Below are 20,565 nucleotides of genomic sequence, written 5' to 3'. Positions count from 1 at the left end.
TTCGCTTATTTCTTTATAGTTGTTCAAGAAAACTGTTAAGACGCTTAGAAGCTTTGTTGGCTTCTTGAGCATCGTTTGTTTGAGATAAAATAGCCAACTCATCCGAAATCTCATTGAGTCGTAAATTATCACTGATCCCTTTGAGTTGACTTGCCGTTTTTTTCCAAGCGTGGGTATCAAAGGCGCTGATGGCACCACTTATTTCACTTCCTGCACGAAGGGCATCATGTTTATATTCATCAATCAATTCATTAAAAAAGTCAACCTCAATTCCCAATTGTCCTGCAATAAAAAATTTATCGTAATGAAGTGTTCGAGTCGTTTCGACCTCAGGAATCTCTTCAGGAATACTCTCTTCAGGGGGGGGAACTATCTCTTTAAACGGTTCATCGTACGCTAGCTCAATCGGAGTCGCATCTTTTTCTATTGCATTTTGATAGAGGTGCTCTTCATGGATGAGTAAGGGCTCTTTTTCTTTAAAAGCAAATTCGTAAATATCATCATTTTCAGGTAGAGAAATCGGTTCATACGTTGGCAGAGTCTCTTCTATGACTTCTTCTTGTACCGCTTCTTTCCCTTCTAATTTTTCGATGATGGTGTAGAAATATTTGAGATTGGCTTCAATTTCTATGGAATCGTCAGAGGTATTAATAACACTGAGTGTTTCAAATGCATCTTCGATACGGAGATTCGCTGCTACCCCTTTGAGCTTGTGTGATAATATTTTTAGATTATTGATATCTCCTCTGAGTACGGCTTCAAAAAGCTCCTCTTTAAACTCATTGGCTTGCTGGATAAAGTCGCCGATGAACTCTTGAATCAAGTCAACCGGAAGACCAAGCTCTTGTGCGGCAACATTTGGATCAAAACGATATGATTTATCAACTTTTAGAGTATTGATAAACTCTTTTTCTGCATTGCTGTATCGGACATCGCCGAGCATTGGGAGATCGATTCTCGTCTCAGCCTTAGTCTCTTCTACCGCTTCGCTGGAGAGGGAAGGCTCCGGAATGAAAAAATCTTTTTCCAACTCTTCATCATTGAGGGGAAGGGAGAGTTTTGCGTACAGATCTTCGATCGGCTCTTCTTGAACCTCCAACTCAGCAAACGAGGGAACATCGAGTATCCCCGGTTCGCTTAAGGTAGTAGGGGTGATATGATCGTAGTTAGGCAAGATGGATGGTGCTGATTCAATGATTGGAGATTTAACGTCCGTTTTGCTCTTAGGGATCATCGGTTGAGGTTTGAATTCATCTCCACTGATGGATTGAACATGGAGTAAATCAATAATATAACCGGGTTGGGAGGGTTCTGCACTTAAAAAAAGGCTGTTGACTTGAAGCGTGCAGGAGAAGGTTCGACCGTTTCCATGAACAATGGCTGAGCGGGCATCAGAATCGGCGTGGAGCAAAAAATCGATCCATCCGAAACTTTTGAAATTATGGATATAGCCGGGTTCTTTTGCAAAAAGGTCGGCAACATCACTGCAGACACTCAAGAGATCTTCCAGTGTTGCATAGTTTAAGAGTTTAAGTCCCTCTTCGTCGATCCCGATAAATTCTTGTTTATGGTTATAAAATAACACTCATCCCCCCTATTGTTCTTGCTCAATCATTTTTCGGTACAGTTGAGCCGTCTCTTCGATATTTTTACGAGATGCCGGTTTGCGTGCGGCCATGTACCCTTTTACTTTTCCGTTGTCATCGTATGTCGGTGTAACTTCCGTATCAACCCAGTAGTATCGGCCGTCTTTTCGAAGATTTTTGACCAATCCATGCCACAGTGTTCCTGATTGAATTGTGTTCCACATTTGTGCGAAAGCCGCTTTGGGCATATCGGGATGGCGGATTATATTATGAGGCTCCCCGATCAGTTCTTCAACGGTATAACCGGATATTTCACAAAATTTTCGATTGGCAAATGTAATAACACCTTTAAGATCGGTTTCACTGACAATAGCGCGTCCATCAAACAAATACTCTTCATCCACCGCAGTAGGTTTTTCCATCATCTGACCCTTTAGCTAAAAAACTGCTGAAAACATAATCTGTGGAATATGGCATAAACTCCATAAAAGATTACTTAGACGCAGTTTCTCTATAGTGATTTTGGAGACTTTCGGCATCTTTCTTCCCTATAAGTTCACAAAGGGTTGAAAAATCGCTTTTGGCAATTCCTTCGAAGGTTCCGAAATAATCAATTAGTTTATGAATTTTCGGCAAAGTGATCCCGTTAATGGCTAAAAGTTTGGAGGATTGATCGATTTTGATTTTAGTTTTTTTGTGAAAAGTGATCGCGCTCCGGTGGGCTTCATCTCTAAGCATTTGAATAAATTGGAGCCGTTTATCGGAACTCTCCAATCGCAAGGTGTTTTCACCGCTATGGAGGATGTCGCGTGCGGAACCTTTGGCACGGTGCGATGCGCCGTCAATTTTCTCTTTACTGATGGCGATAACATCGAGATAAAGTCCATGTGAACTCAGCAAATCGACGGCCAAAGCTCGCAACGTCGCTCCGCCGTCAAGTACCCACAAGTCAGGTGGAGGATTGGTAGCAAACCCTTCAATTCGACGACGCAACATTTCCGACATTTGTCCATATTCATCTCTCTCATGCAGATGATAGGATCGGTAGGATTTTTTATCAAAACGGCCATTTTCATAAACGATCATAGCTCCGACGGTAGCATCACCCCCGTGATGAGAGTTATCAAATACTTCGATTCTTATCGGGGATGTATCGAGTTCAAAAAGTTCTTTGAGTCCGGACAAGAGGCTCTCGTTGGTAGGCTGAGGTGCTCGCAGTAGCTCATGGGCATTGGTAAGGGCAAGATCAATAAGCTCTTTTTTCCCTCCCCTCTGCGGTACTTCGAGAATTGCTTTTTTCCCAAAGAGGGTACTCAAGTGTTCGTGAACCCAATCACTCGATTCAAAAGAGTGTGCCGTTAAAATAGGGGCGATTATAGGAGGCTTTTCGTTTCCGTAGAATCCAACTAATGTCCGCTCATACGCTTCATCCAGTGAAAAATAGGGGGTTACTGGGAGAAAGTCGTGAGTTGTGGATGCCACCTTTCCATCACGGATGAAAAGTCGGAGGATACAGCCGCGTGTTTCGTTTACGGCAATGGCAAAGAGATCGTAATTTTCGGTAGAGGCCAGATCGATTTGAGAGGTTAGCTCGCTTTTGTTGATCCGCTCTATTCGATCTCGAAGCACCAAAGCCTCTTCGAATCGTAGCGATTCTGAATAAAATTCCATTTTGGTTTCGAGTTCTCTGATGAGTCGACGTTTATTTTGAATCCATTCGATCCCTTGTGCAACCATCGGCAAATAGGTTTCTCTGGGAACCTGAAATTCACAAGGAGCAAGGCATTGTTCCATCTGATAAAAAAGGCACCCTTTTTTCCCTTTCAGACAACTTTTTTTCTGTACAAGTTTTAGCAGTTCATAAAGAGAATCAAGAATATCGCGTGCTCCTATCGAAAAAGGGCCGAAATAGCGGATCCCTTTACCCTTAATAATTTTGCGGGTGAGTTCGAAGCGTGGATAGGGTTCTTCCATATCAACATAGAGATACGGGTAGGTTTTATCATCACGGAGGAGAATATTGTATTTGGGCTTGAGTTGTTTGATAAGGGAATTTTCTAAAATGAGGGCGTCGTGCTCATTTTCCACGATGATGTAGTGGAGCCCTACCGCCTCAGAGAGCATTTTTTGGATACGGAGGGATAATGTTATTTTAGGGGAGAGCTGTGGGGTGAGATTAAAATAGCTTTTGACCCGTTTGGAGAGGTTTTTAGCCTTGCCGATGTAGAGAATTCTCCCTGCGCCATCCAAATATTGGTAGATCCCCGCTTGGTGAGGGAGGCTGCGGATTTGTTCTATCATCGGTGAACTCTTAATGAATAATTTATGGTAGCTATTATAACATCCGTCATTAAAGAAAAGAGAGGGGAAAGTCATGACCCGAAAATGGATGATGATCTGCAGTATAGCCCTTTTGATGGGACTGATGAGCGGATGCGGCTATAAAGCTCCTCCTTATTATGAGAAACCCTCACCGACGAAGGAATCTCCCGTTGCGTTATGATGTTGTTATCATTGGCTCAGGCGTTGCCGGCCTTTATGCGGCAATCGCTTTGCCGAAGAACTTAAAAGTTTTAATCATTAATAAATCAAACCCGTGGGAATGTAACACCTATTATGCGCAAGGCGGTGTTACCACGGCCTATAATGATGAAGATATCGCTTCTCATGTCCAAGATACTCTTGATGCGGGGGCAGGTATGTGTAACGCAACCGCAGTACAGCTGATGAGTGAAAGTTCTCAAGGGGTTATCAGGGATTTGATTGATCGCGGATTTGAGTTTGATAAAGATGAAGAGGGAAATTTACTCTACACCAAAGAGGCCGCCCATTCACGGAGTCGAATACTCCATGCAGGCGGGGATGCGACGGGGAGACACCTTCATTTCTTTTTATTGAACCAAAATCCTCATCCGATGCTTAGTGATGCAACCGTGGTCGATTTATTGATTGAGAATAATCAATGCTGCGGTGTGGAAGTTTTTAGTGAGGGGAAACGGAAAATTATTTTGTCCGATAACGTCATCATAGCCAGCGGCGGGGTGGGATCGTTGTATGAGTACCATACCAATGCTTCAACGATCAGCGGAGATATTCACGGTATTTGTATCGAAAAAGGGATTGAACTCGAATCAATGGAGATGATGCAGTTTCATCCCACCGTTTTTGTCGCCAATAATTGGGCACGCAAACAGCTCCTCTCCGAAGCACTCAGAGGAGAGGGGGCACATGTTGTCGATGAAAACGGCTATCGCTTTTTGTTCGAGTACGATCCGCGCGGTGAGCTCGCACCTCGTGACATCGTCAGCCGCGCTATTTTCGATTACAAACAACGTAGCGCTAAACAAGTCTATCTCTCCTGTGAAGATTTTGAGAGCGAATATTTTAAAGAGCGTTTTCCGAATATCTACAAATCGCTGAATGATTTGGGATACCATCTTCCAAAAGAGCGGGTTCCTATCTCTCCGGCTTTTCATTATGCCGTAGGGGGAATCAAAACAGAGAGTAATGGAGCGGTGCCTCAAGTAAAAGGGCTTTATGCTGTGGGAGAGGCAGCCTCAACGGGAGTACATGGTGCTAATAGGTTGGCCAGTAACTCTTTGCTTGAAGGGCTGGTTTTTTCCCGTAGGGCAGCAGAATCGATTCTAGAGTGTGCAGCACACGGGTGCAGTGAGTATTTTACTGTAGGAGATGAGCCGCTTAATGTAGAGGGTGACAAAGAAAAAAAAGATCAACTCCGCCGTATTATGTGGGAGAATGTGTCGATCAAGCGTACGTTACTGGGACTAAATACGGCTTTTGAAGCGATAACACAGATGCTCTCGGGCAATGTGGGAAGATTATTGCGTTTGCGGCTGCTAACGGCACTCAGTATTGTTGTCTCAGCACAAAAACGGCCCGAATCGATCGGGGTTCATTATATGACACATGAAGAGAAAGAATGACAACGGTTGTTTCAGAAGCTACGGCGATAAATCTTGTAAGTCATCCGTTCGGATGGCTTTTACTCGCTATTTTTGTAGTGGGGTACTATTTTATTGCCACCGAAGAGAAATACCATATCGATAAAGCCAAACCGGCATTGTTTACCGGAACGTTGATGTTTGTTCTAATAGGGCTGTATTATATTAGTGTTGGTGCCGATTTGACTCCGTTTGAGCGTGAAGTCGATCATATGATTTTAGAGATAGCTGAAATCTTCTTCTTCTTATTTGTGGCGATGACCTATATTGAGGCATTAATCGAGAGGGGGGTTTTTAGTGCGTTGCGTGCAAAACTGATTGCGAAAGGGTACAGCTATCGTGAACTCTTCTGGATCACCGGAGTTTTGGCTTTTTTTATCTCTCCGGTAGCTGATAATCTGACAACCGCTTTAATCTTATCTACCGTCTTACTCACTATTGATAATAAAACAAAAGAGTTCCTCGTCCCTAGTGCTATAAATGTTGTTGTTGCCGCGAATGCGGGCGGTGCTTGGAGCCCGTTTGGAGATATTACGACGCTCATGGTATGGGCAGCTGAAAAAGGAAGTTTCGTCGATTTCCTTTATCTTTTTCCTGCAGCATTTACCGGTTGGCTCGTTACGGCGGCACTTTTGGTTCGTTATGTCCCCGATCTTGATCCGAACAAAGAGGGCGATCCTGAAGCGGCGGGGAAAATCGAAATCCTCAAAGGAGGACGTGTGATTATCGCATTCGGTGCATTGACGATTGCCCTTGCGGTTGTAGGGAAACAGCTTCTTCATCTACCTCCGATGTGGGGGATGCTTTTTGGTTTAGCGATTTTGCAGCTCTATATGTATTTTCTGAAAACGAAACATAATGTCGATGTGAATATTTTCGAGGCGATGAGCAAAGTCGAGAACAACACACTTCTCTTTTTCTTTGGGATTCTGGCGGCTGTGGGAGCACTCCATTTCACAGGCTTTCTTACCTATGCGGCACAACTGTATGAGGCATTTGATCCAACTATCGTCAACATCGGAGTCGGATTTCTCTCCGCCATCGTCGATAACGTTCCAGTCATGTCGGCAGTGCTTAAAGCCAATCCTGCAATCGATCATGCTCAGTGGATGTTGGTGACAATGACGGCAGGAATCGGAGGATCATTGATCAGTTTCGGAAGTGCCGCAGGGGTAGGTGTGATGGGAAAAATGTACGGCATTTATACTTTTTCATCGCACATCAAATTGGCTTGGACAGTGCTAGTGGGATATATTGTCTCTCTTGCGGTATGGTACGTTCAATTTATGATTTTAGGCATTTATTAAACTATATCCAAAATTAAACTACTTTTAGGTACCCTTTCAATAACGTAAAGGGTATCCACTCCCTCCCGATTATCTCCACTTAAAGGCTCTCCTTTGAAAGATGTCAATATTATCGTCCTTGATTTTGGTTCACAGTATACTCAGTTGATTGCCCGTCGTCTGCGCGAAGATAAAGTGTATTGCGAAGTACTTCCGTATCACACTAAAATCGATGTTATCAAAGCAAAAAATCCTAAAGGGGTTATCCTCAGCGGCGGACCGTCTTCCGTGTATAACAAAGATGCGTACGAAGTAGATCAGGGTGTCTATGCCCTTGGCATTCCTGTTTTGGGAATTTGTTACGGCATGCAGCGAATTGCTGTCGATTTCGGCGGAAGCGTTATTCGAAGTGATCATCACGAATACGGTAAAGCGGAACTCACCATCGATATGACCCAGCACTCTGTTTTGTTTGAGGGGTGTGAAGATGAACGCGCGGTATGGATGAGTCACTCCGATAAAGTAGACGTATTGCCGGAAGGTTTTGTTCCAATCGCTTACTCCCCGAACTCTCCGTATGCGGCTATCGCGAATGAAGCAAAAATGGTCTATGCAATGCAGTACCACCCTGAGGTTAATCACTCCGAAGAGGGGTATTTGATGCTCCGTAACTTTGCTCGTAAAATTTGCGGTATCACTGACAAATGGGACATGGGACATTTCCTTAAAGAACAAATCATTAAAATCCGTGCCCAAGTGGGTGAGGGGAAAGTACTTTGTGCCCTCAGTGGCGGGGTTGATTCTTCGGTTGTTGCGGCATTACTGTATGAAGCGATCGGGGATCAACTTATCCCTGTATTTGTCGATAACGGCTTACTCCGCAAGGGAGAGCGTGAATCGGTTGAAAATATTTTCAAAGTGCACCTCAAAGTACCTCTCGTCGTCGCCGATGCATCGGAAAGTTTCCTCGGAAAACTTGCAGGTGTAACCGATCCTGAGACAAAACGTAAAATTATCGGTCATACCTTTATCGAGGTGTTTGAAGCGGAAGCAAAAAAACATGACGGGATTAAATTCTTAGCACAGGGGACATTGTACCCCGACGTAATCGAATCGGTTTCGGTAAATGGTCCCTCTGTTACGATCAAATCGCATCATAATGTCGGGGGACTTCCTGACTGGATGGATTTCGAATTGATTGAACCGCTACGTGATTTGTTCAAAGACGAAGTGCGTAAACTCGGACTCGAACTCGGACTTCCCGATTCGTTGGTAAACCGCCATCCGTTCCCGGGACCGGGCTTGGGTATCCGTATCATGGGAGAAGTGAATAAAGCGGATTTGAATCTTCTCCGTGAAGCCGATGCGATTTTGCTCGATGAGCTTAAAGTAAGCGGCTACTACACGAAAACTTGGCAAGCGTTTGCGGTACTCCTTAACGTAAAATCGGTTGGTGTTATGGGGGATAATCGTACCTATGACAATACGGTATGTGTCCGTGTCGTCGAAGCGGTGGATGGGATGACGGCAACGTTTGCCCATCTTCCTCATACGTTGTTGGAACGTATCAGCCGCCGTATCATCAACGAAGTGGACGGGATCAACCGCGTCGTATATGATATCAGCTCCAAACCGCCCGCTACGATCGAGTGGGAATAAAGGGCTCGCAGTTTGCGCCCGATCTATCTCATCTCCAAAACTCCCTATGAGGGAGTTATTCACATCCCTATCCTCAAAACTCGTTTTTTTGCCCCCGATATCGATTTTTCTCACTATGAGGGAATCATAGTCACCTCTAAACAAATTTTAAAAGCGCTTGAGCCTTATTCAGAAGAATGGAAAGCACTTCCAATAATTGCTGTCTCTGAGCCGACAGCTGACGTATTTCGTACACAAGGGTGCGTTATTGCGGCCGTTGCGAACGGATATGGAGAAGGGATAGAAGCCATAATAAGAGAAGAATCTTTGCAGAAGCGATGGCTTTATTTACGCCCTGAGCATGTCGCTTCTTCGTGGGCGGAAGAAGGCAGAAAAAATGGAGTGAAAATTGATGAAGCTGTGCTGTATAAAACAGTGTGTAATGATGAAGCTTCCCATTTTGAGATAGAAGAAAACGGTGTGCTGATCTTTGCTTCTCCCTCATCGATTAACTGCTTTCTTCAAAACTACTCTATTCTCTCAACACATTCCATCGTTGTTATCGGTAAAACGACACAAAAAGCTCTCCCTTTGGGTCTCTCTTCATCCCTCAGTGCAACACCGAGTATTGCTTCAGCAGTTGAGTTGGCTCGTAAAATCGCTTCGTAAGGGTAAAATTCATCACCCTTTTAAGATTTTAGGGCTATAATTATTTACTCTGGGCGCAGCGAGTAACCGCAATATGAGGGTTCTACATATACAACTAGTCACATCTGTAGATGTTTCGGTGTGTCGGTGGTCTTGTTTGAGCGCATTCGCGTGAGAGATTGCCGCCGGAAGAGACGCTCGATGTGGCGCAATTACAGCTTTGAAGAACCAAAGCTACTGCGAAACGCCCGCCCGGGCTTTTGTTTGATTTGAGAGACGTTCGCGCCGTTCAACTAAAACAATATAATTTATACAAGGTCAATGTATGCGAGTAATGGTAATCGGAAGCGGCGGACGCGAATTTTCAATCGGTCGTGTGTTAAAGCAAGATGCCGAAGTAAGTGAACTCTTTTTTGCCCCTGGCAACGGTGCAACGACAATGTTGGGAACGAATGTAGAGATTAAAGAGTATGAAGAACTTGCACAATTTGCAGTGGATAACGCGATCGATTTGACGATTGTAGGACCTGAAGGACCGCTCAGTGACGGTGTCGTCGATGTGTTTAAAGCAAAGGGGTTGGTTATTTTCGGACCATCCAAAGCGGCGGCACAGTTAGAGGGCTCAAAAGTCTATATGAAAAACTTTTTGAAAAAGTACGGTATTCCTACTGCCCGTTATATTGAAACCGATCATATCGGTGATGCATTTGCTTTTATCGAATCACTCTCACTCCCTATTGTGGTGAAAGCGGACGGTTTGTGTGCGGGCAAGGGCGTTATTATTGCGATGAGTTATGAAGAGGCAAAAATAGCGGTTTCTGAGATGCTCAGCGGAAAATCATTCGGAGATGCCGGCAAACGCGTTGTTGTCGAAGAGTTTTTAGACGGGTATGAGCTCTCGATGTTTGCTCTATGTGACGGAAAAGATTTTATCCTCCTCCCGGCCGCGCAAGATCATAAACGGCTTCTTGATAACGATGAAGGTCCTAATACCGGAGGGATGGGGGCATACGCTCCAACTCCTTTGGTCGATGATATTATTTATGAAAAAGTAAAAGATCGAATCGTTCGCCCAACACTTAAAGGGATGCAAGAAGAGGGGGCTCCGTTTGAGGGGGTTCTCTTTATCGGACTGATGATCGTGAATGGCGAGCCTATTACATTGGAATTTAATGTCCGTTTCGGTGACCCTGAGTGCGAGATCCTTATGCCGCTTTTGAAAACGCCTGCCAGTGAGCTTTTTTACAAAGCTGCTACCAAACAACTCGATTCTTTAAATGTAGAGTTCTATGACAAATATGCCGTCGGTGTAGTAATGGCAAGTCGAAATTATCCGTATGATAACTCTGAACCTGCAGAGATTATTGTTGATGAGACACATCATGATGAGATTGCTCAACACACACACATTGCCTATGCCGGCGTGAGCAGTGAAGATGGGAAGCTTTATGCAAACGGCGGACGGGTACTTGTATGCGTCGGAGTAGGAGATAGCATTAAACAAGCGCGTGATCGAGCCTATATGCTCTGTGGTCAAGTCCATTTTGCCGGTAAAAAATTGCGTACCGATATCGCATATCAGGCACTTCGTTAATGGATGAACGCCTCGATTCTCTTTTACAGCGTGAGCATCTCTCCCTCGCATCAGTGCGCCAGAGAGCAGCTGCTTTTGGTATCGACGAACTTCTTCTATCCTTCATTATGATTATTATTTTATGGGATTCGATGGCTAATGCAACTACATTGGAAGAGATGATTGCGGTTACCAATAGTTTTTTATTGGAATATATGGCGATTAAAATTCTCTATCACACTTTTTTTACGATGCAATACGGTGCAAGTGTCGGAAAAATTATTATGAAAATCCGTATTATTGAACTCTCTACACTCTCCAATCCACGGTTTTTAAGTGCCTTTAATCGGAGTGTTTTTCGAGTTGTAAGTGAGATACTTTTTTATCTTGGATTTGTCTGGGCAATGCTCGATCCGTTTCATCGGAGTTGGCATGATCGAACCGGAAAGACATTGGTGATCAATGCGTAAATTTTATTGGATCAGTTTGATTGCATCAACGGTACTCTTAGGTGAAGAGCGTGTAGAACTGTATGGTGTCAATGTTGATGCAAACGGGTCACTTGCGACTGCCAAAGGTAATCCCGTTGCCCTCTATCAAGATGAGATTATTACTGCCGATGAGCTTATGTATGATCGTAATACGAGTATTATGGAAGCCAAAGGAAATGTCAGTATTTTCAAAGGGGGACAGTATCACGGTATAAGTGATTATACCCGTTTGAATTTCGAGGATGATACCCGTTATTCAGCACCTTATTATGCGACGGATCAATTGTCGGGTTTGTGGATGAGTGCTGCGGAAGCACAAGGATGCCAAAACGATATTGATCTTTCCAGCGGCGCCGTATCTGGGTGTGATTCAGCTGATCCTTTGTGGAAAATCCGTTTTACCAGCGGGGATTATAATACGGAAAATATGTGGGTGAATCTATACAATGCACGTTTAGAGATCGGAGAGGTACCTGTATTTTATCTCCCTTATTTCGGCTATCCGACCGATCGAACCCGTCGAACCGGACTATTAATTCCTATAATGGGGTGGTCGGGATCGGAAGGGTTTTATTATCAGCAGCCGATTTATTTCGCTCCGCATAACTGGTGGGATTTGGAGCTTCGTCCTCAGATTCGTACCATGCGGGGATCGGGGATGTATTCAGATTTTCGTTTTATTGATACCCCCTCCTCTCAGGGCTCCATTCGGATGGGGTATTTTAAGGAACAAGCAGACTATGCTTTGAAAAATGATTTGGCTCATGTCAAACATTACGGGTATGATATTAATTACCGGCACAGTGCCCCATTGCGCGAATGGTTTGATACGGATTTAGAGGGGGAGTCGGGGCTTTATATTGAGGGCTCATGGATGAACGATGTCGATTATCTTAATTTGCAGAAAGTCGATGAAACACAAAATGTCACTTCAAATCAGGTTATGTCACGGATTAACGGATATTACAACAGTGAAGACAACTATCTTGGTACTTATTTTAAACATTATCAATATTTGAACCTTGCGAGTAATGACGAAACGATTCAAACCTTACCGACGCTCCATTATCACCGCTATTTGGAGAGTTTTTTAGATGATTATCTTTTAATTAGCGGCGATGCTACAACGACGCACTACTACAGACCGAACGGAAAAAGGGCGATAGAGGGGAATTTCAATGTCCCTTTAACGCTTCAAACCTCTTTGTTTGAAGAGTATGTCGATCTTAGCTATACGATGAACGCTTCTGCAAAGGCGATAGGCTTTTATGCAAATGAACGTCCTGCTGAAGAGGGGATGTATGAACCCGGAAAATACGCGCAACTTGATCATACGATCAGTATAGGCTCAACTCTCGTAAAACCGTATGACAACAATCTTACCCATGTTATCAATCCGTTTGCCAGTTATACCTCGGCAGGAAGCCGTTATTATGATGGGTATTATGAAACCTATAAGGATTCATGTGATGTTACAGGCACTTATGCTGGAGTAGCATGTGAATTTTATACCCTTTCCGCACCCAGTGATACTCTCTCTCTAGGAATAAACAACTATCTTTTTAAGAGGGGTAAACAATTTGTGGTTGATCGTCTCTCTCAAAACTTCCGTTATGATGATCAAGGGAGCTACTACGGTGAATTGCAAAATGAGCTGGAGTGGATGATTACCAGTACCATCTCATTCTATAATCAAACGGCTTTTAATCATGATCGCAACCGTATCACCAAAGAACAAAACACACTGAGTTATAATGACGGGACTGTTGTAGCAGGTGTAAGTCATTATTATACCGATCAGCTTCGTAATAACAGGGCAGAATATGCCTCCTATTGGACAGCAAATGCTGCCTACCAATATAATCGTCAGTATAAAATTTTTGGCAATATTGCCTACGATTACACAGAAGCTTTATTAAAGCGGAATGAAATCGGAGTGTTGTATACACAGCGCTGTTTCGACCTTGGAATACGATTCGTTCAAAATCGGCGACCGGTTTTAACCAACAGCAGTGCGAATGATTCTGTCGAAGATTCGTATATTTTTATCACCATAATTTTAAAACCGATCGGTGGGGCAGAGTTTGATTATAAACTCACCGGTAAGTAAAGGGGGTTACGTATGAAACTGGAAGCAAAAATCGGTCTCTTTGTTGTGATGGCGTTAGGTGCGTTATTGTTTCTATCAACACAGGTAACCTCTCTTGGAAAATGGGGAAGCGATGGTTATCCGATACAAGCGTATATCGAAGATGCCTCAGGAATCGAAAAACATACCCATGTCTTAATGAACGGGGTAACTATCGGTGATGTGGAAGAGATCGAGATAGAAGGCAAGAGGGTAAAACTGACTTTGATGATTAATAAGGATGTGAAAATTCCGGATGATTCATCGGTTGTTGTCGCACAAGAATCACTCTTAGGCTCAAAAGTTATTAATATTGTTGTAGGAGATTCGACAGCCTTTTTGCAAACCGGAGGTACCCTTTCGCAGTCGAAACGCTATGCTTCGTTTGATCAAACGAGTGATTCGGTAAATGCAGCTGCCAAAGAATTAGAACTTTTACTGAAAGATTTCCGCTCTACACTCGATGACGAACATCGAGCGGCAATTCAAGAGATGATTATTGCATTTCGTAATGTAGGGGTTAATCTTGATGGGGTAATTGTCGATAATCGTGAAGATCTTCATGAAGCGATCATCAATTTTAGAGCGATGTCTGCCGGATTTGCTCAGAGTGCCGATACCGTTAATAAAGATCTTCCGGCGATTATGGCACGGATTAATTCTTTGACGACACGTATGGATAACATCAGCGGTTCGTTAGAACAAAAACTTCCTGAAGCGGTTGATAAGTTTGTCAAAATTGAAGATAATGTCAGCGTTATTCTCACGGAAAATAGGTCTTCATTGAAAGAGACGATTGCAAATGCGGGATCGTTTTTCAAAAGTGGAGAAGAAGCATTCGGTAAAATAGATTCAATGTTGAGCAACTTTACTACCAGTGAACTACAGGTGGCGATGCACACGGATTATATGATGCGGGATCAATATGGAAAAGTTTATTTAGGGGTTACTTACCTTCCGAACCCTGAAACTTATTATATGTTTGACTTGGTCAGTACCGATGATTATTCCCGTTATGATACGAATCCTCCGGGCAAAAATATCAAAGGAGAAACCTATTATTCTCTCCAATACGGAAAACGGTTTGATAACACGTTATTGCGATTTGGAGCAATCGAATCAACAGGTGGAGTTGGAGTCGATTATTTTATGGATCATGATCGGTTGAAATTCAGCGGAGAAGCGTTTGATTTTAATGCTGTCAATGATATTCGCGGAACCCGTGCCCATCTTAAGGCGCAAGTACGCTACCAAATGCTTAAACACCTCGAACTCTATGGAGGATGGGATAACTTCCTCAATCCGCAATCACAAAATATTTTCTTAGGATTAGGTCTGAGATTTATTGACAACGATCTTAAATATTTGAGTGGTACAGCTTCGATGGCAAAATAATATGGGAATACAACGTTATATATTTAAAGACCGCTCTGATGCTGCTTTGCAGCTCAAAGAACTCCTCCCTCTGGATCGGATGAAAAGTGAGGGGTGGAATCTGATTGCTGTTTCGTCTGGGGGACTGATAATCGCGTCAGAGATGAATAAGCGACTTAAACTGCCGATAGATTTCATTTTCTCAGCCAGTATCACCGCTCCTCAAAACCCTGAATGTGAGTTGGCAAGGGTGAGTGAGACGGAAGAGATTGTTATTCATCAAGCCCTTGTCGATGCGTTTGAGATACAGGTAGATTATATTTACGGCGAGGCAACGCGCAAACACGAAGAAAAAATTCTCAGTGCGGTCTACCAATACCGTAAGGGAGAACATTTCAAATCGATGAAGGGGAAAAACATACTTCTGATTGATGAGGGGAGTGAAACAGGGTTAAAACTGATGTGTGCGATCAAAACCGCATTTGCTCAAAAAGCTAAAGCGGTCTACGTCGCAGCACCGATTATGCCCTCCAGTGTCGTAGAAGCACTGGACCCAATTGTGGATGGGATATTTTGCCTTCAAGAGATCGAAGATTATATCGATACGGGGTATTATTACCACGAATTTGAGACGGTAGATGAAGAAACTATAGAGACTATATTGGAGAGAAGAGATGAAATACAACGTTGAGTTAGCCTTAAAAAATAAAACCGAAGCGTACGCGTTTAATCAAGTAGCGGCGCAAGCCAACGGAGCCGTTTGGCTCAAATGCGGAGACACTGTTATTTTAGCAACGGTCGTTGTCGATGAGACCGATTTTGTCGATGAGGATTTTTTACCGCTTACGGTTCAGTATATTGAGAAAAGTTATGCGGCAGGGAAATTTCCGGGCGGATTTATCAAACGTGAAACCAAACCGAGTGATTTTGAAACCTTAACGTCACGGATTGTAGACCGATCCCTTCGTCCGTTGTTCCCAAAAGGATTCGCAAACCCGATCCAAATTACGGTTATGGTTTTAAGTGCCGATAAAGAGGCTGATTTACAGGTATTGGCGCTCAATGCGGCATCAGCCGCACTCTATGTATCCGATATCGATATTTTTAATTCGGTGAGTGCGGTACGTGTCGGTAAAATCGATGGAGAGATTGTTTTTAATCCGACACGCAGCGAGCTCGAAAAAAGCACCCTTGATCTATATTTGGCTGGAAGCAAAGACGATATGCTCATGATCGAGATGCAAACACTCGGAAGCGATGAGATGGAAATCCTTGATATCGGAATGATTGATCCATTGGTTGATCCTGCAATGAGTGTCCCCGCCATTCCTGTACGAGTATCCAATGCCATGCATGAAGATGAGCTGATCCGTGTTCTTGCATCGGCTCAAGAGGCTTTGTTTGAATCCAATAGCGCGTATGAAGCTGCATTTAAACCGTTCGCGTCAGCACCGTTTGAACTTCAGTATGTTATCAGCGAAATAAACAAAGAGATGATAGAGTATGTTCGTCTCAACCATACGGATGATCTCAAACGCGGTATCAATCAAATGGCGAAAACAGAACGTTCTACCGCATTGCGCACGATCCGTAAAACCGTTATGGGTGAAAAGCCGGAGTGGAATGAGCATGAGTTGAAAAAAGCGATCGAATCGGTGAAAAGAACAATGGTACGTACCCAAATTTTGGATGAAAAAGTGCGTGCAGACGGTCGTGCGCTAGATGAAGTACGTCCGATTAGAATTGAAACCAATGTACTGCCGAGCGCGCACGCTTCAGCTCTTTTTACCCGTGGGCAAACCCAAGCACTGGTTATTTTGACTCTGGGTGGGATGAAAGATGCACAGATGTTTGAAAACCTCACTGACAGCGGAACTCAAAATGAAGCGTTTATGGTTCATTATAACTTTCCGGGATTCAGCGTCGGTGAGCCATCACCGATCGGTGCGCCGCGCCGTCGCGAATTGGGACACGGCAATCTTGCCAAACGAGCGCTTGAAGGTGCCTGTGTCCGCAATGGCCAAACGATTCGACTTGTGTCAGAGATTCTCGAATCAAACGGGTCTTCCTCAATGGCTACCGTGTGTGGCGGCTATATGGCACTTCGTGCAGGGGACATCGAGATGGCGGACCCGATTGCGGGTGTCGCAATGGGGATGGTGCAAGAGGGGAACCGTCACGCAATTTTGACCGATATTATGGGACTTGAAGATCATGACGGTGACTTGGATTTCAAAGTAGCGGGCTCGAAAGAGGGGATTACCGCAATGCAGATGGATATCAAACTCGGCGGTATTCATTTGGATGTTCTACAAGAAGCACTTTACCAAGCTGCTAAAGCACGTGCTCATATCATTGATATTATGATAAGCAGTGAAGAAAAAATCGAACTCAATGAAGGGACATTACCAAGCACCGATCTTTTTCATATCGATCCGAGTTTTATCGGTGATATTATCGGTCAAGCGGGTAAAACGATTCGTGAGATTATCGAGCGTTTCGATGTAACGATCGATATCGATAAGAAAAAAGGGTCTGTTAAGTTGACAGGGAAAAATCGTGACGGACTCCGTGGAGCACGTGATCACATCGAAGGGATCGTTAGCGGTGCAACTCCGGTTGAGAAAGTGGAATACAAAGTGGGGGATGTCGTTAAAGGAAAAGTGAAAAAGATCGTCGATTTCGGTGCTTTTATCGAACTCCCTGGGGGAGTGGATGGATTGATCCATATCTCTAAACTCTCTGATGGACACATCAGCCGTGTTAGTGATGCGGTGAGTGAGGGAGATGAATTGATGGTTGAGGTCGTCGAGTTTAAAGGCAATAAAATCGGGTTAGGGCGAGCTAAGTAATTTTTTAGCTCATTAAAACTATAATTCCACCCACAAAGTGATAAGTAGGGACACTATCCGAACAGACTTTGATTTAAATACGGAGATTACTTATGAAAAAAGTTCTTTTTCTTATGCTCGCTCTTGTTGCTTCAGTATTCGGTGCTGAAGAAGCGGTAGCGGTTGTTGAAGCGACTGTTGAAGCTGCACCTGCTGTGGCTGCTGCATCTGCAGACGTTGCAAACCAAACATTGAAAGCGTACTCTATGATCGCTGCCGGTGTTGGTCTTGGTTTGGCTGCTCTTGGTGGAGCTATCGGTATGGGTAGTACTGCTGCTGCAACTATCGCTGGTACAGCTCGTAACCCAGGTCTTGGCGGAAAATTGATGACAACTATGTTCATCGCTCTTGCAATGATCGAAGCACAAGTTATTTATACACTTGTTATCGCTCTTATCGCTCTTTACGCTAACCCGTATTTGGCTGCGTAAGTTTTACTTCTCTTTCGGTCAGCCTCGGCTGACCACCTTTTTTATGCGGACGTGGTGGAACGGTAGACACGCTACCTTGAGGTGGTAGTGCCAACAGGTGTGGGGGTTCAAATCCCCCCGTCCGCACCATCTATTTTTTTCTTCAATACCTTTAAAATCAAAACTTTTCTTCTTAAACATCCTCTTTGTTGTTGTAATTTTGTCATATTTTTGAAGTATAATGAGATATGCAAATCACAAGTCAAAAGGATTAAAAATGGCCTATATTACTCAATTAAAACATTTGATACAAAATGAACTCATTCCCGATGTTGAAGAACATATTGACGATATTTTCGAATCGATTGCATCCCAAAAAGATGCAACGGTTGAAGAACGTGCACAGCTTGAAGATATGCAAGCACTTCGTGATGAGTATAAAGATCTTCTAGGAGAGATCAACAGCGGTGACATCGATGAAGAAGAGGCAGAACAACTGTATACGGAACTTACTTCCATGCGTGAAGGAGAAGGTGATGAAGAGGATGATCTTTATGACGATGATGAGGACGAAGATGAAGACGATTATGACGAGTTTGATCTAGAAGATGAAGATAATCAGTATTAATGGCGAAGTACATTTTACTCGATACTGAGACGACAGGTGCCGGAGAGGAAGATCGCATCATACAACTCGGATTTATGGTGCTGGACGGAAAGAGAGTGGAAGTATATAACGATCTTTGCTTAGCTCCGATTCCTATCGGGTATGGTGCTATGGAAGTGCACGGTATCACTCCTGAAATGATTGAAGGGAAGCCTTTGTGCTGTGATACTTCCGCATTTCAAGCATTGTCCGATCTTAATAGTGTTGAGAATGTTCTCATCATTCATAATGCCCCATTTGATTTGGGGATGCTCTCGAAGGAAAATTTTACGTCGCAGATGCGTCTCATAGATACGTTGAGATGCGCGAGGCACTTGTTTGATGACGAAGAATCCCATCGATTGCAATATTTTCGCTACCGCTTGGGGCTGTATAAAATAGAGCAGGCAGAAGCTGATGCCCTTGGAATTGAAGTAAAAGCACACGATGCCATCGGTGACGTATTGGTATTAAAACTTTTTTTGACCGAGTTGCGCAAACGGTTAGCCGAACGTTACATCGGGGCGAATCCTATCGATAAGATGGTGGAACTAACGCAAACACCTGTATTTTATACCCGTTCTTTGAAGTTCGGTAAATATAAAGGAAAAACTCTCACTGAGATTGCTGAAGCCGACAAAGGGTATCTTACGTGGATGTTAGGCAATATGGATAGCCTCGATGAAGACATGCGTTATTCGATTGAGAGAGTATTGGCTTCTTAAACTAATTGTTTGTGCTGGATAATTTGAGAGCTGTCTATAACAAGATTATCCATATTGTGTTCCAGTGCATAGCTAATGAGATCAAAAAGGTCATGGACCATTTGAAACTCACTGTACTCATCTGATGCTGTAGTCACTGCCATATAGAAGTGTTTTGCAAAAAAAATATTTTGGACGTCTGAGAGAACGTTATTGGCAGCTTTTATCCCTTGCTCTTCATTTGTACTATCAAAGATAAGAGCGCAAAAGTTGTTTTGAAACAAGATGAGAGTGTCACTTTCACGCAGATGTTCGGAACAGATACTCAAATCACCGTTTTCTTCAGAAATATAGGCAAGTGCAATCGAGTATTTTGTATGGTAGCGGTTAAAACGGTAATGAAATTCTGTAATCTCTTTAATCAACTGTTCTTGAAAATTCTGACGCTGTTGATTGAGTGTATTAATCATAATTAACTGCTCAGTGCCATTGCATTGTTTTCAACCGTGTCATATAACTGGGAAAATAGTTCAGGAATCATACAATCGACATCGTCATAATGATTTGAATTGACAATAGATGTAAAAAATTTTGATGAACAAAATGTGCATTTAAAATATTCTAAAAAGTTGTTGGCTGCTAGTTGACCGGTTTCAGCGGTTGTGGAGTCAAAAACAATCGCACATGTATGCTTGTCTAAAGTAATCAAGCGGTCAGTACAACGTATACAGTTGGACAATTCATTAAAATTTACATTGTCAGAACAGTATAAAAGAACGATAGAATAACTGACCTGATAGCGTTTAAACCGATAATCAAACTTTTGGATATTTTGAACTAAGGATATTTGTAGAACAGAGCAATCTTCAGCTAACGCATTCGGCATTGATCAAAACCTTTTCAAATTTTTATTTATAATTGTAGCGTATATTATACTATATGATTAAAACGTTGTTTTGGTCGATGTAGAAATTTCACTGAGACGATAGGCTGCATCCACATGCCCACTTTTCATGGCCTTCTTCCACCACTCCATTGCTTTATCGACATCTTTGTCGACCCCTTCACCGTAAAAATAGATCATGCCCATGTGAAATTGTGCCTCAGGATCACGTTTGTAGGCCGCAAGGGGGTAAAGCAACTCATAGGCTTTAGTAAAATTTCCCGCATCGTAAGCGGCAATTCCCTCGTAGAGTTCATCCATCGTTAAAATCCTTTTAAACTATTG

At 43.3% G+C, this 20,565-nt stretch carries 20 protein-coding genes and 1 tRNA gene; 15 read left to right on the top strand and 6 right to left on the bottom strand.

The features are described 5' to 3' along the window. Window positions 1-13 precede the first annotated feature (13 nt). From Q8O20_RS01805 to uvrC, 3 genes are all read right to left on the bottom strand, one after another. The gene (locus Q8O20_RS01805) at window positions 14-1,585 is read right to left on the bottom strand and encodes a hypothetical protein (protein ID WP_305529747.1); all 1,572 of its coding nucleotides are present in this window, start codon (window positions 1,583-1,585) and stop codon (window positions 14-16) included. Between the two features lie 9 nt (window positions 1,586-1,594). Further along, complete coding sequence (locus Q8O20_RS01800) at window positions 1,595-2,008, bottom strand: PAS domain-containing protein (RefSeq protein WP_305530028.1); 414 nt, start codon at window positions 2,006-2,008, stop codon at window positions 1,595-1,597. A gap of 70 nt (window positions 2,009-2,078) precedes the next feature. Continuing rightward, entirely contained in the window at window positions 2,079-3,887 is a 1,809-nt protein-coding gene (uvrC, locus tag Q8O20_RS01795; protein WP_305529746.1) for an excinuclease ABC subunit UvrC, read from the bottom strand. Between the two features lie 73 nt (window positions 3,888-3,960). On the opposite strand from uvrC, the gene Q8O20_RS01790 reads away from it, so the two are divergent. The 15 genes from Q8O20_RS01790 (at window position 3,961) to Q8O20_RS01720 (ending at window position 19,358) form a co-directional block, all read left to right on the top strand. Then, a complete protein-coding gene (locus Q8O20_RS01790) occupies window positions 3,961-4,089 on the top strand; it encodes a hypothetical protein (RefSeq protein WP_304742416.1) in 129 nt (42 codons plus the stop codon). After that, window positions 4,079-5,530, top strand: a complete 1,452-nt coding sequence (gene nadB / locus Q8O20_RS01785) for an L-aspartate oxidase (protein ID WP_305529745.1) — start codon at window positions 4,079-4,081, stop codon at window positions 5,528-5,530. Before Q8O20_RS01790 ends, nadB begins: the two co-directional genes overlap by 11 nt. Then, window positions 5,527-6,855 carry a sodium:proton antiporter NhaD gene (nhaD, locus tag Q8O20_RS01780; protein WP_305529744.1) on the top strand — a complete coding sequence of 443 codons (1,329 nt, stop codon included), beginning with the start codon at window positions 5,527-5,529 and terminating at the stop codon, window positions 6,853-6,855. Before nadB ends, nhaD begins: the two co-directional genes overlap by 4 nt. A 93-nt stretch (window positions 6,856-6,948) precedes the next feature. Next, a complete protein-coding gene (guaA, locus tag Q8O20_RS01775; protein ID WP_305529743.1) occupies window positions 6,949-8,493 on the top strand; it encodes a glutamine-hydrolyzing GMP synthase in 1,545 nt (514 codons plus the stop codon). Window positions 8,494-8,505: 12 nt separating this feature from the next. After that, window positions 8,506-9,141: a uroporphyrinogen-III synthase gene (locus Q8O20_RS01770; protein WP_305529742.1), complete on the top strand. Its 636-nt coding sequence runs from the start codon at window positions 8,506-8,508 to the stop codon at window positions 9,139-9,141. A gap of 304 nt (window positions 9,142-9,445) precedes the next feature. Further along, a complete protein-coding gene (purD, locus tag Q8O20_RS01765; protein WP_305529741.1) occupies window positions 9,446-10,714 on the top strand; it encodes a phosphoribosylamine--glycine ligase in 1,269 nt (422 codons plus the stop codon). After that, on the top strand, window positions 10,714-11,163 hold the full coding sequence (locus Q8O20_RS01760) for an RDD family protein (RefSeq protein WP_305529740.1): 450 nt from the start codon (window positions 10,714-10,716) through the stop codon (window positions 11,161-11,163). The genes purD and Q8O20_RS01760 overlap by 1 nt, the downstream gene beginning before the upstream one ends. Continuing rightward, a complete protein-coding gene (locus Q8O20_RS01755; protein ID WP_305529739.1) occupies window positions 11,156-13,294 on the top strand; it encodes an LPS-assembly protein LptD in 2,139 nt (712 codons plus the stop codon). Before Q8O20_RS01760 ends, Q8O20_RS01755 begins: the two co-directional genes overlap by 8 nt. Before the next feature lie 12 nt (window positions 13,295-13,306). Continuing rightward, the gene (locus tag Q8O20_RS01750) at window positions 13,307-14,707 is read left to right on the top strand and encodes an MlaD family protein (RefSeq protein ID WP_305529738.1); all 1,401 of its coding nucleotides are present in this window, start codon (window positions 13,307-13,309) and stop codon (window positions 14,705-14,707) included. A gap of 1 nt (window position 14,708) precedes the next feature. Continuing rightward, entirely contained in the window at window positions 14,709-15,377 is a 669-nt protein-coding gene (locus tag Q8O20_RS01745; protein ID WP_305529737.1) for a phosphoribosyltransferase, read from the top strand. Further along, window positions 15,361-17,538: a polyribonucleotide nucleotidyltransferase gene (locus Q8O20_RS01740; RefSeq protein WP_305529736.1), complete on the top strand. Its 2,178-nt coding sequence runs from the start codon at window positions 15,361-15,363 to the stop codon at window positions 17,536-17,538. Before Q8O20_RS01745 ends, Q8O20_RS01740 begins: the two co-directional genes overlap by 17 nt. 92 nt (window positions 17,539-17,630) lie before the next feature. Next, a complete protein-coding gene (locus Q8O20_RS01735) occupies window positions 17,631-18,008 on the top strand; it encodes a F0F1 ATP synthase subunit C (RefSeq protein WP_304738650.1) in 378 nt (125 codons plus the stop codon). 45 nt (window positions 18,009-18,053) lie between these two features. Next, window positions 18,054-18,137, top strand: a tRNA-Leu gene (locus tag Q8O20_RS01730). 127 nt (window positions 18,138-18,264) lie between these two features. Then, window positions 18,265-18,615, top strand: coding sequence for a hypothetical protein (locus tag Q8O20_RS01725; protein WP_304738647.1), 351 nt, complete (start codon window positions 18,265-18,267; stop codon window positions 18,613-18,615). Further along, window positions 18,615-19,358: an exonuclease domain-containing protein gene (locus tag Q8O20_RS01720; protein WP_305529735.1), complete on the top strand. Its 744-nt coding sequence runs from the start codon at window positions 18,615-18,617 to the stop codon at window positions 19,356-19,358. The genes Q8O20_RS01725 and Q8O20_RS01720 overlap by 1 nt, the downstream gene beginning before the upstream one ends. On the opposite strand, the gene Q8O20_RS01715 is transcribed toward Q8O20_RS01720, so the two are convergent. From Q8O20_RS01715 to Q8O20_RS01705, 3 genes are read right to left on the bottom strand one after another with little or no spacing between them, the layout of a single operon-like run. Further along, window positions 19,355-19,807 (bottom strand): hypothetical protein, encoded by a 453-nt coding sequence (locus Q8O20_RS01715; RefSeq protein WP_305529734.1) that lies wholly within the window; start codon window positions 19,805-19,807, stop codon window positions 19,355-19,357. The two genes, Q8O20_RS01720 and Q8O20_RS01715, sit on opposite strands and share 4 nt — an antisense overlap. 2 nt (window positions 19,808-19,809) lie before the next feature. Beyond that, window positions 19,810-20,223 carry a hypothetical protein gene (locus Q8O20_RS01710; RefSeq protein ID WP_305529733.1) on the bottom strand — a complete coding sequence of 138 codons (414 nt, stop codon included), beginning with the start codon at window positions 20,221-20,223 and terminating at the stop codon, window positions 19,810-19,812. Window positions 20,224-20,280: 57 nt separating this feature from the next. Next, window positions 20,281-20,541, bottom strand: a complete 261-nt coding sequence (locus Q8O20_RS01705; protein ID WP_305529732.1) for a tetratricopeptide repeat protein — start codon at window positions 20,539-20,541, stop codon at window positions 20,281-20,283. Window positions 20,542-20,565: the final 24 nt, after the last annotated feature.

This window comes from Sulfuricurvum sp. (assembly GCF_030691015.1).
Lineage (GTDB): Bacteria > Campylobacterota > Campylobacteria > Campylobacterales > Sulfurimonadaceae > Sulfuricurvum.
The sequence above is the reverse complement of the archived record's forward strand: the minus strand, read 5'-3'. Positions and strand labels throughout refer to the sequence as shown.

Bases quoted from the DNA above. Each gene is read 5' to 3' on its own strand.
- Q8O20_RS01800 (WP_305530028.1), bottom strand. From the start codon at position 2,008: ATGGAAAAACCTACTGCGGTGGATGAAGAGTATTTGTTTGATGGACGC.
- uvrC (WP_305529746.1), bottom strand. From the start codon at position 3,887: ATGATAGAACAAATCCGCAGCCTCCCTCACCAAGCGGGGATCTACCAA.
- Q8O20_RS01790 (WP_304742416.1), top strand. From the start codon at position 3,961: ATGACCCGAAAATGGATGATGATCTGCAGTATAGCCCTTTTGATGGGA.
- nhaD (WP_305529744.1), top strand. From the start codon at position 5,527: ATGACAACGGTTGTTTCAGAAGCTACGGCGATAAATCTTGTAAGTCAT.
- purD (WP_305529741.1), top strand. From the start codon at position 9,446: ATGCGAGTAATGGTAATCGGAAGCGGCGGACGCGAATTTTCAATCGGT.
- Q8O20_RS01760 (WP_305529740.1), top strand. From the start codon at position 10,714: ATGGATGAACGCCTCGATTCTCTTTTACAGCGTGAGCATCTCTCCCTC.
- Q8O20_RS01755 (WP_305529739.1), top strand. From the start codon at position 11,156: ATGCGTAAATTTTATTGGATCAGTTTGATTGCATCAACGGTACTCTTA.
- Q8O20_RS01750 (WP_305529738.1), top strand. From the start codon at position 13,307: ATGAAACTGGAAGCAAAAATCGGTCTCTTTGTTGTGATGGCGTTAGGT.
- Q8O20_RS01745 (WP_305529737.1), top strand. From the start codon at position 14,709: ATGGGAATACAACGTTATATATTTAAAGACCGCTCTGATGCTGCTTTG.
- Q8O20_RS01740 (WP_305529736.1), top strand. From the start codon at position 15,361: ATGAAATACAACGTTGAGTTAGCCTTAAAAAATAAAACCGAAGCGTAC.
- Q8O20_RS01735 (WP_304738650.1), top strand. From the start codon at position 17,631: ATGAAAAAAGTTCTTTTTCTTATGCTCGCTCTTGTTGCTTCAGTATTC.
- Q8O20_RS01725 (WP_304738647.1), top strand. From the start codon at position 18,265: ATGGCCTATATTACTCAATTAAAACATTTGATACAAAATGAACTCATT.
- Q8O20_RS01720 (WP_305529735.1), top strand. From the start codon at position 18,615: ATGGCGAAGTACATTTTACTCGATACTGAGACGACAGGTGCCGGAGAG.
- Q8O20_RS01715 (WP_305529734.1), bottom strand. From the start codon at position 19,807: ATGATTAATACACTCAATCAACAGCGTCAGAATTTTCAAGAACAGTTG.
- Q8O20_RS01710 (WP_305529733.1), bottom strand. From the start codon at position 20,223: ATGCCGAATGCGTTAGCTGAAGATTGCTCTGTTCTACAAATATCCTTA.
- Q8O20_RS01705 (WP_305529732.1), bottom strand. From the start codon at position 20,541: ATGGATGAACTCTACGAGGGAATTGCCGCTTACGATGCGGGAAATTTT.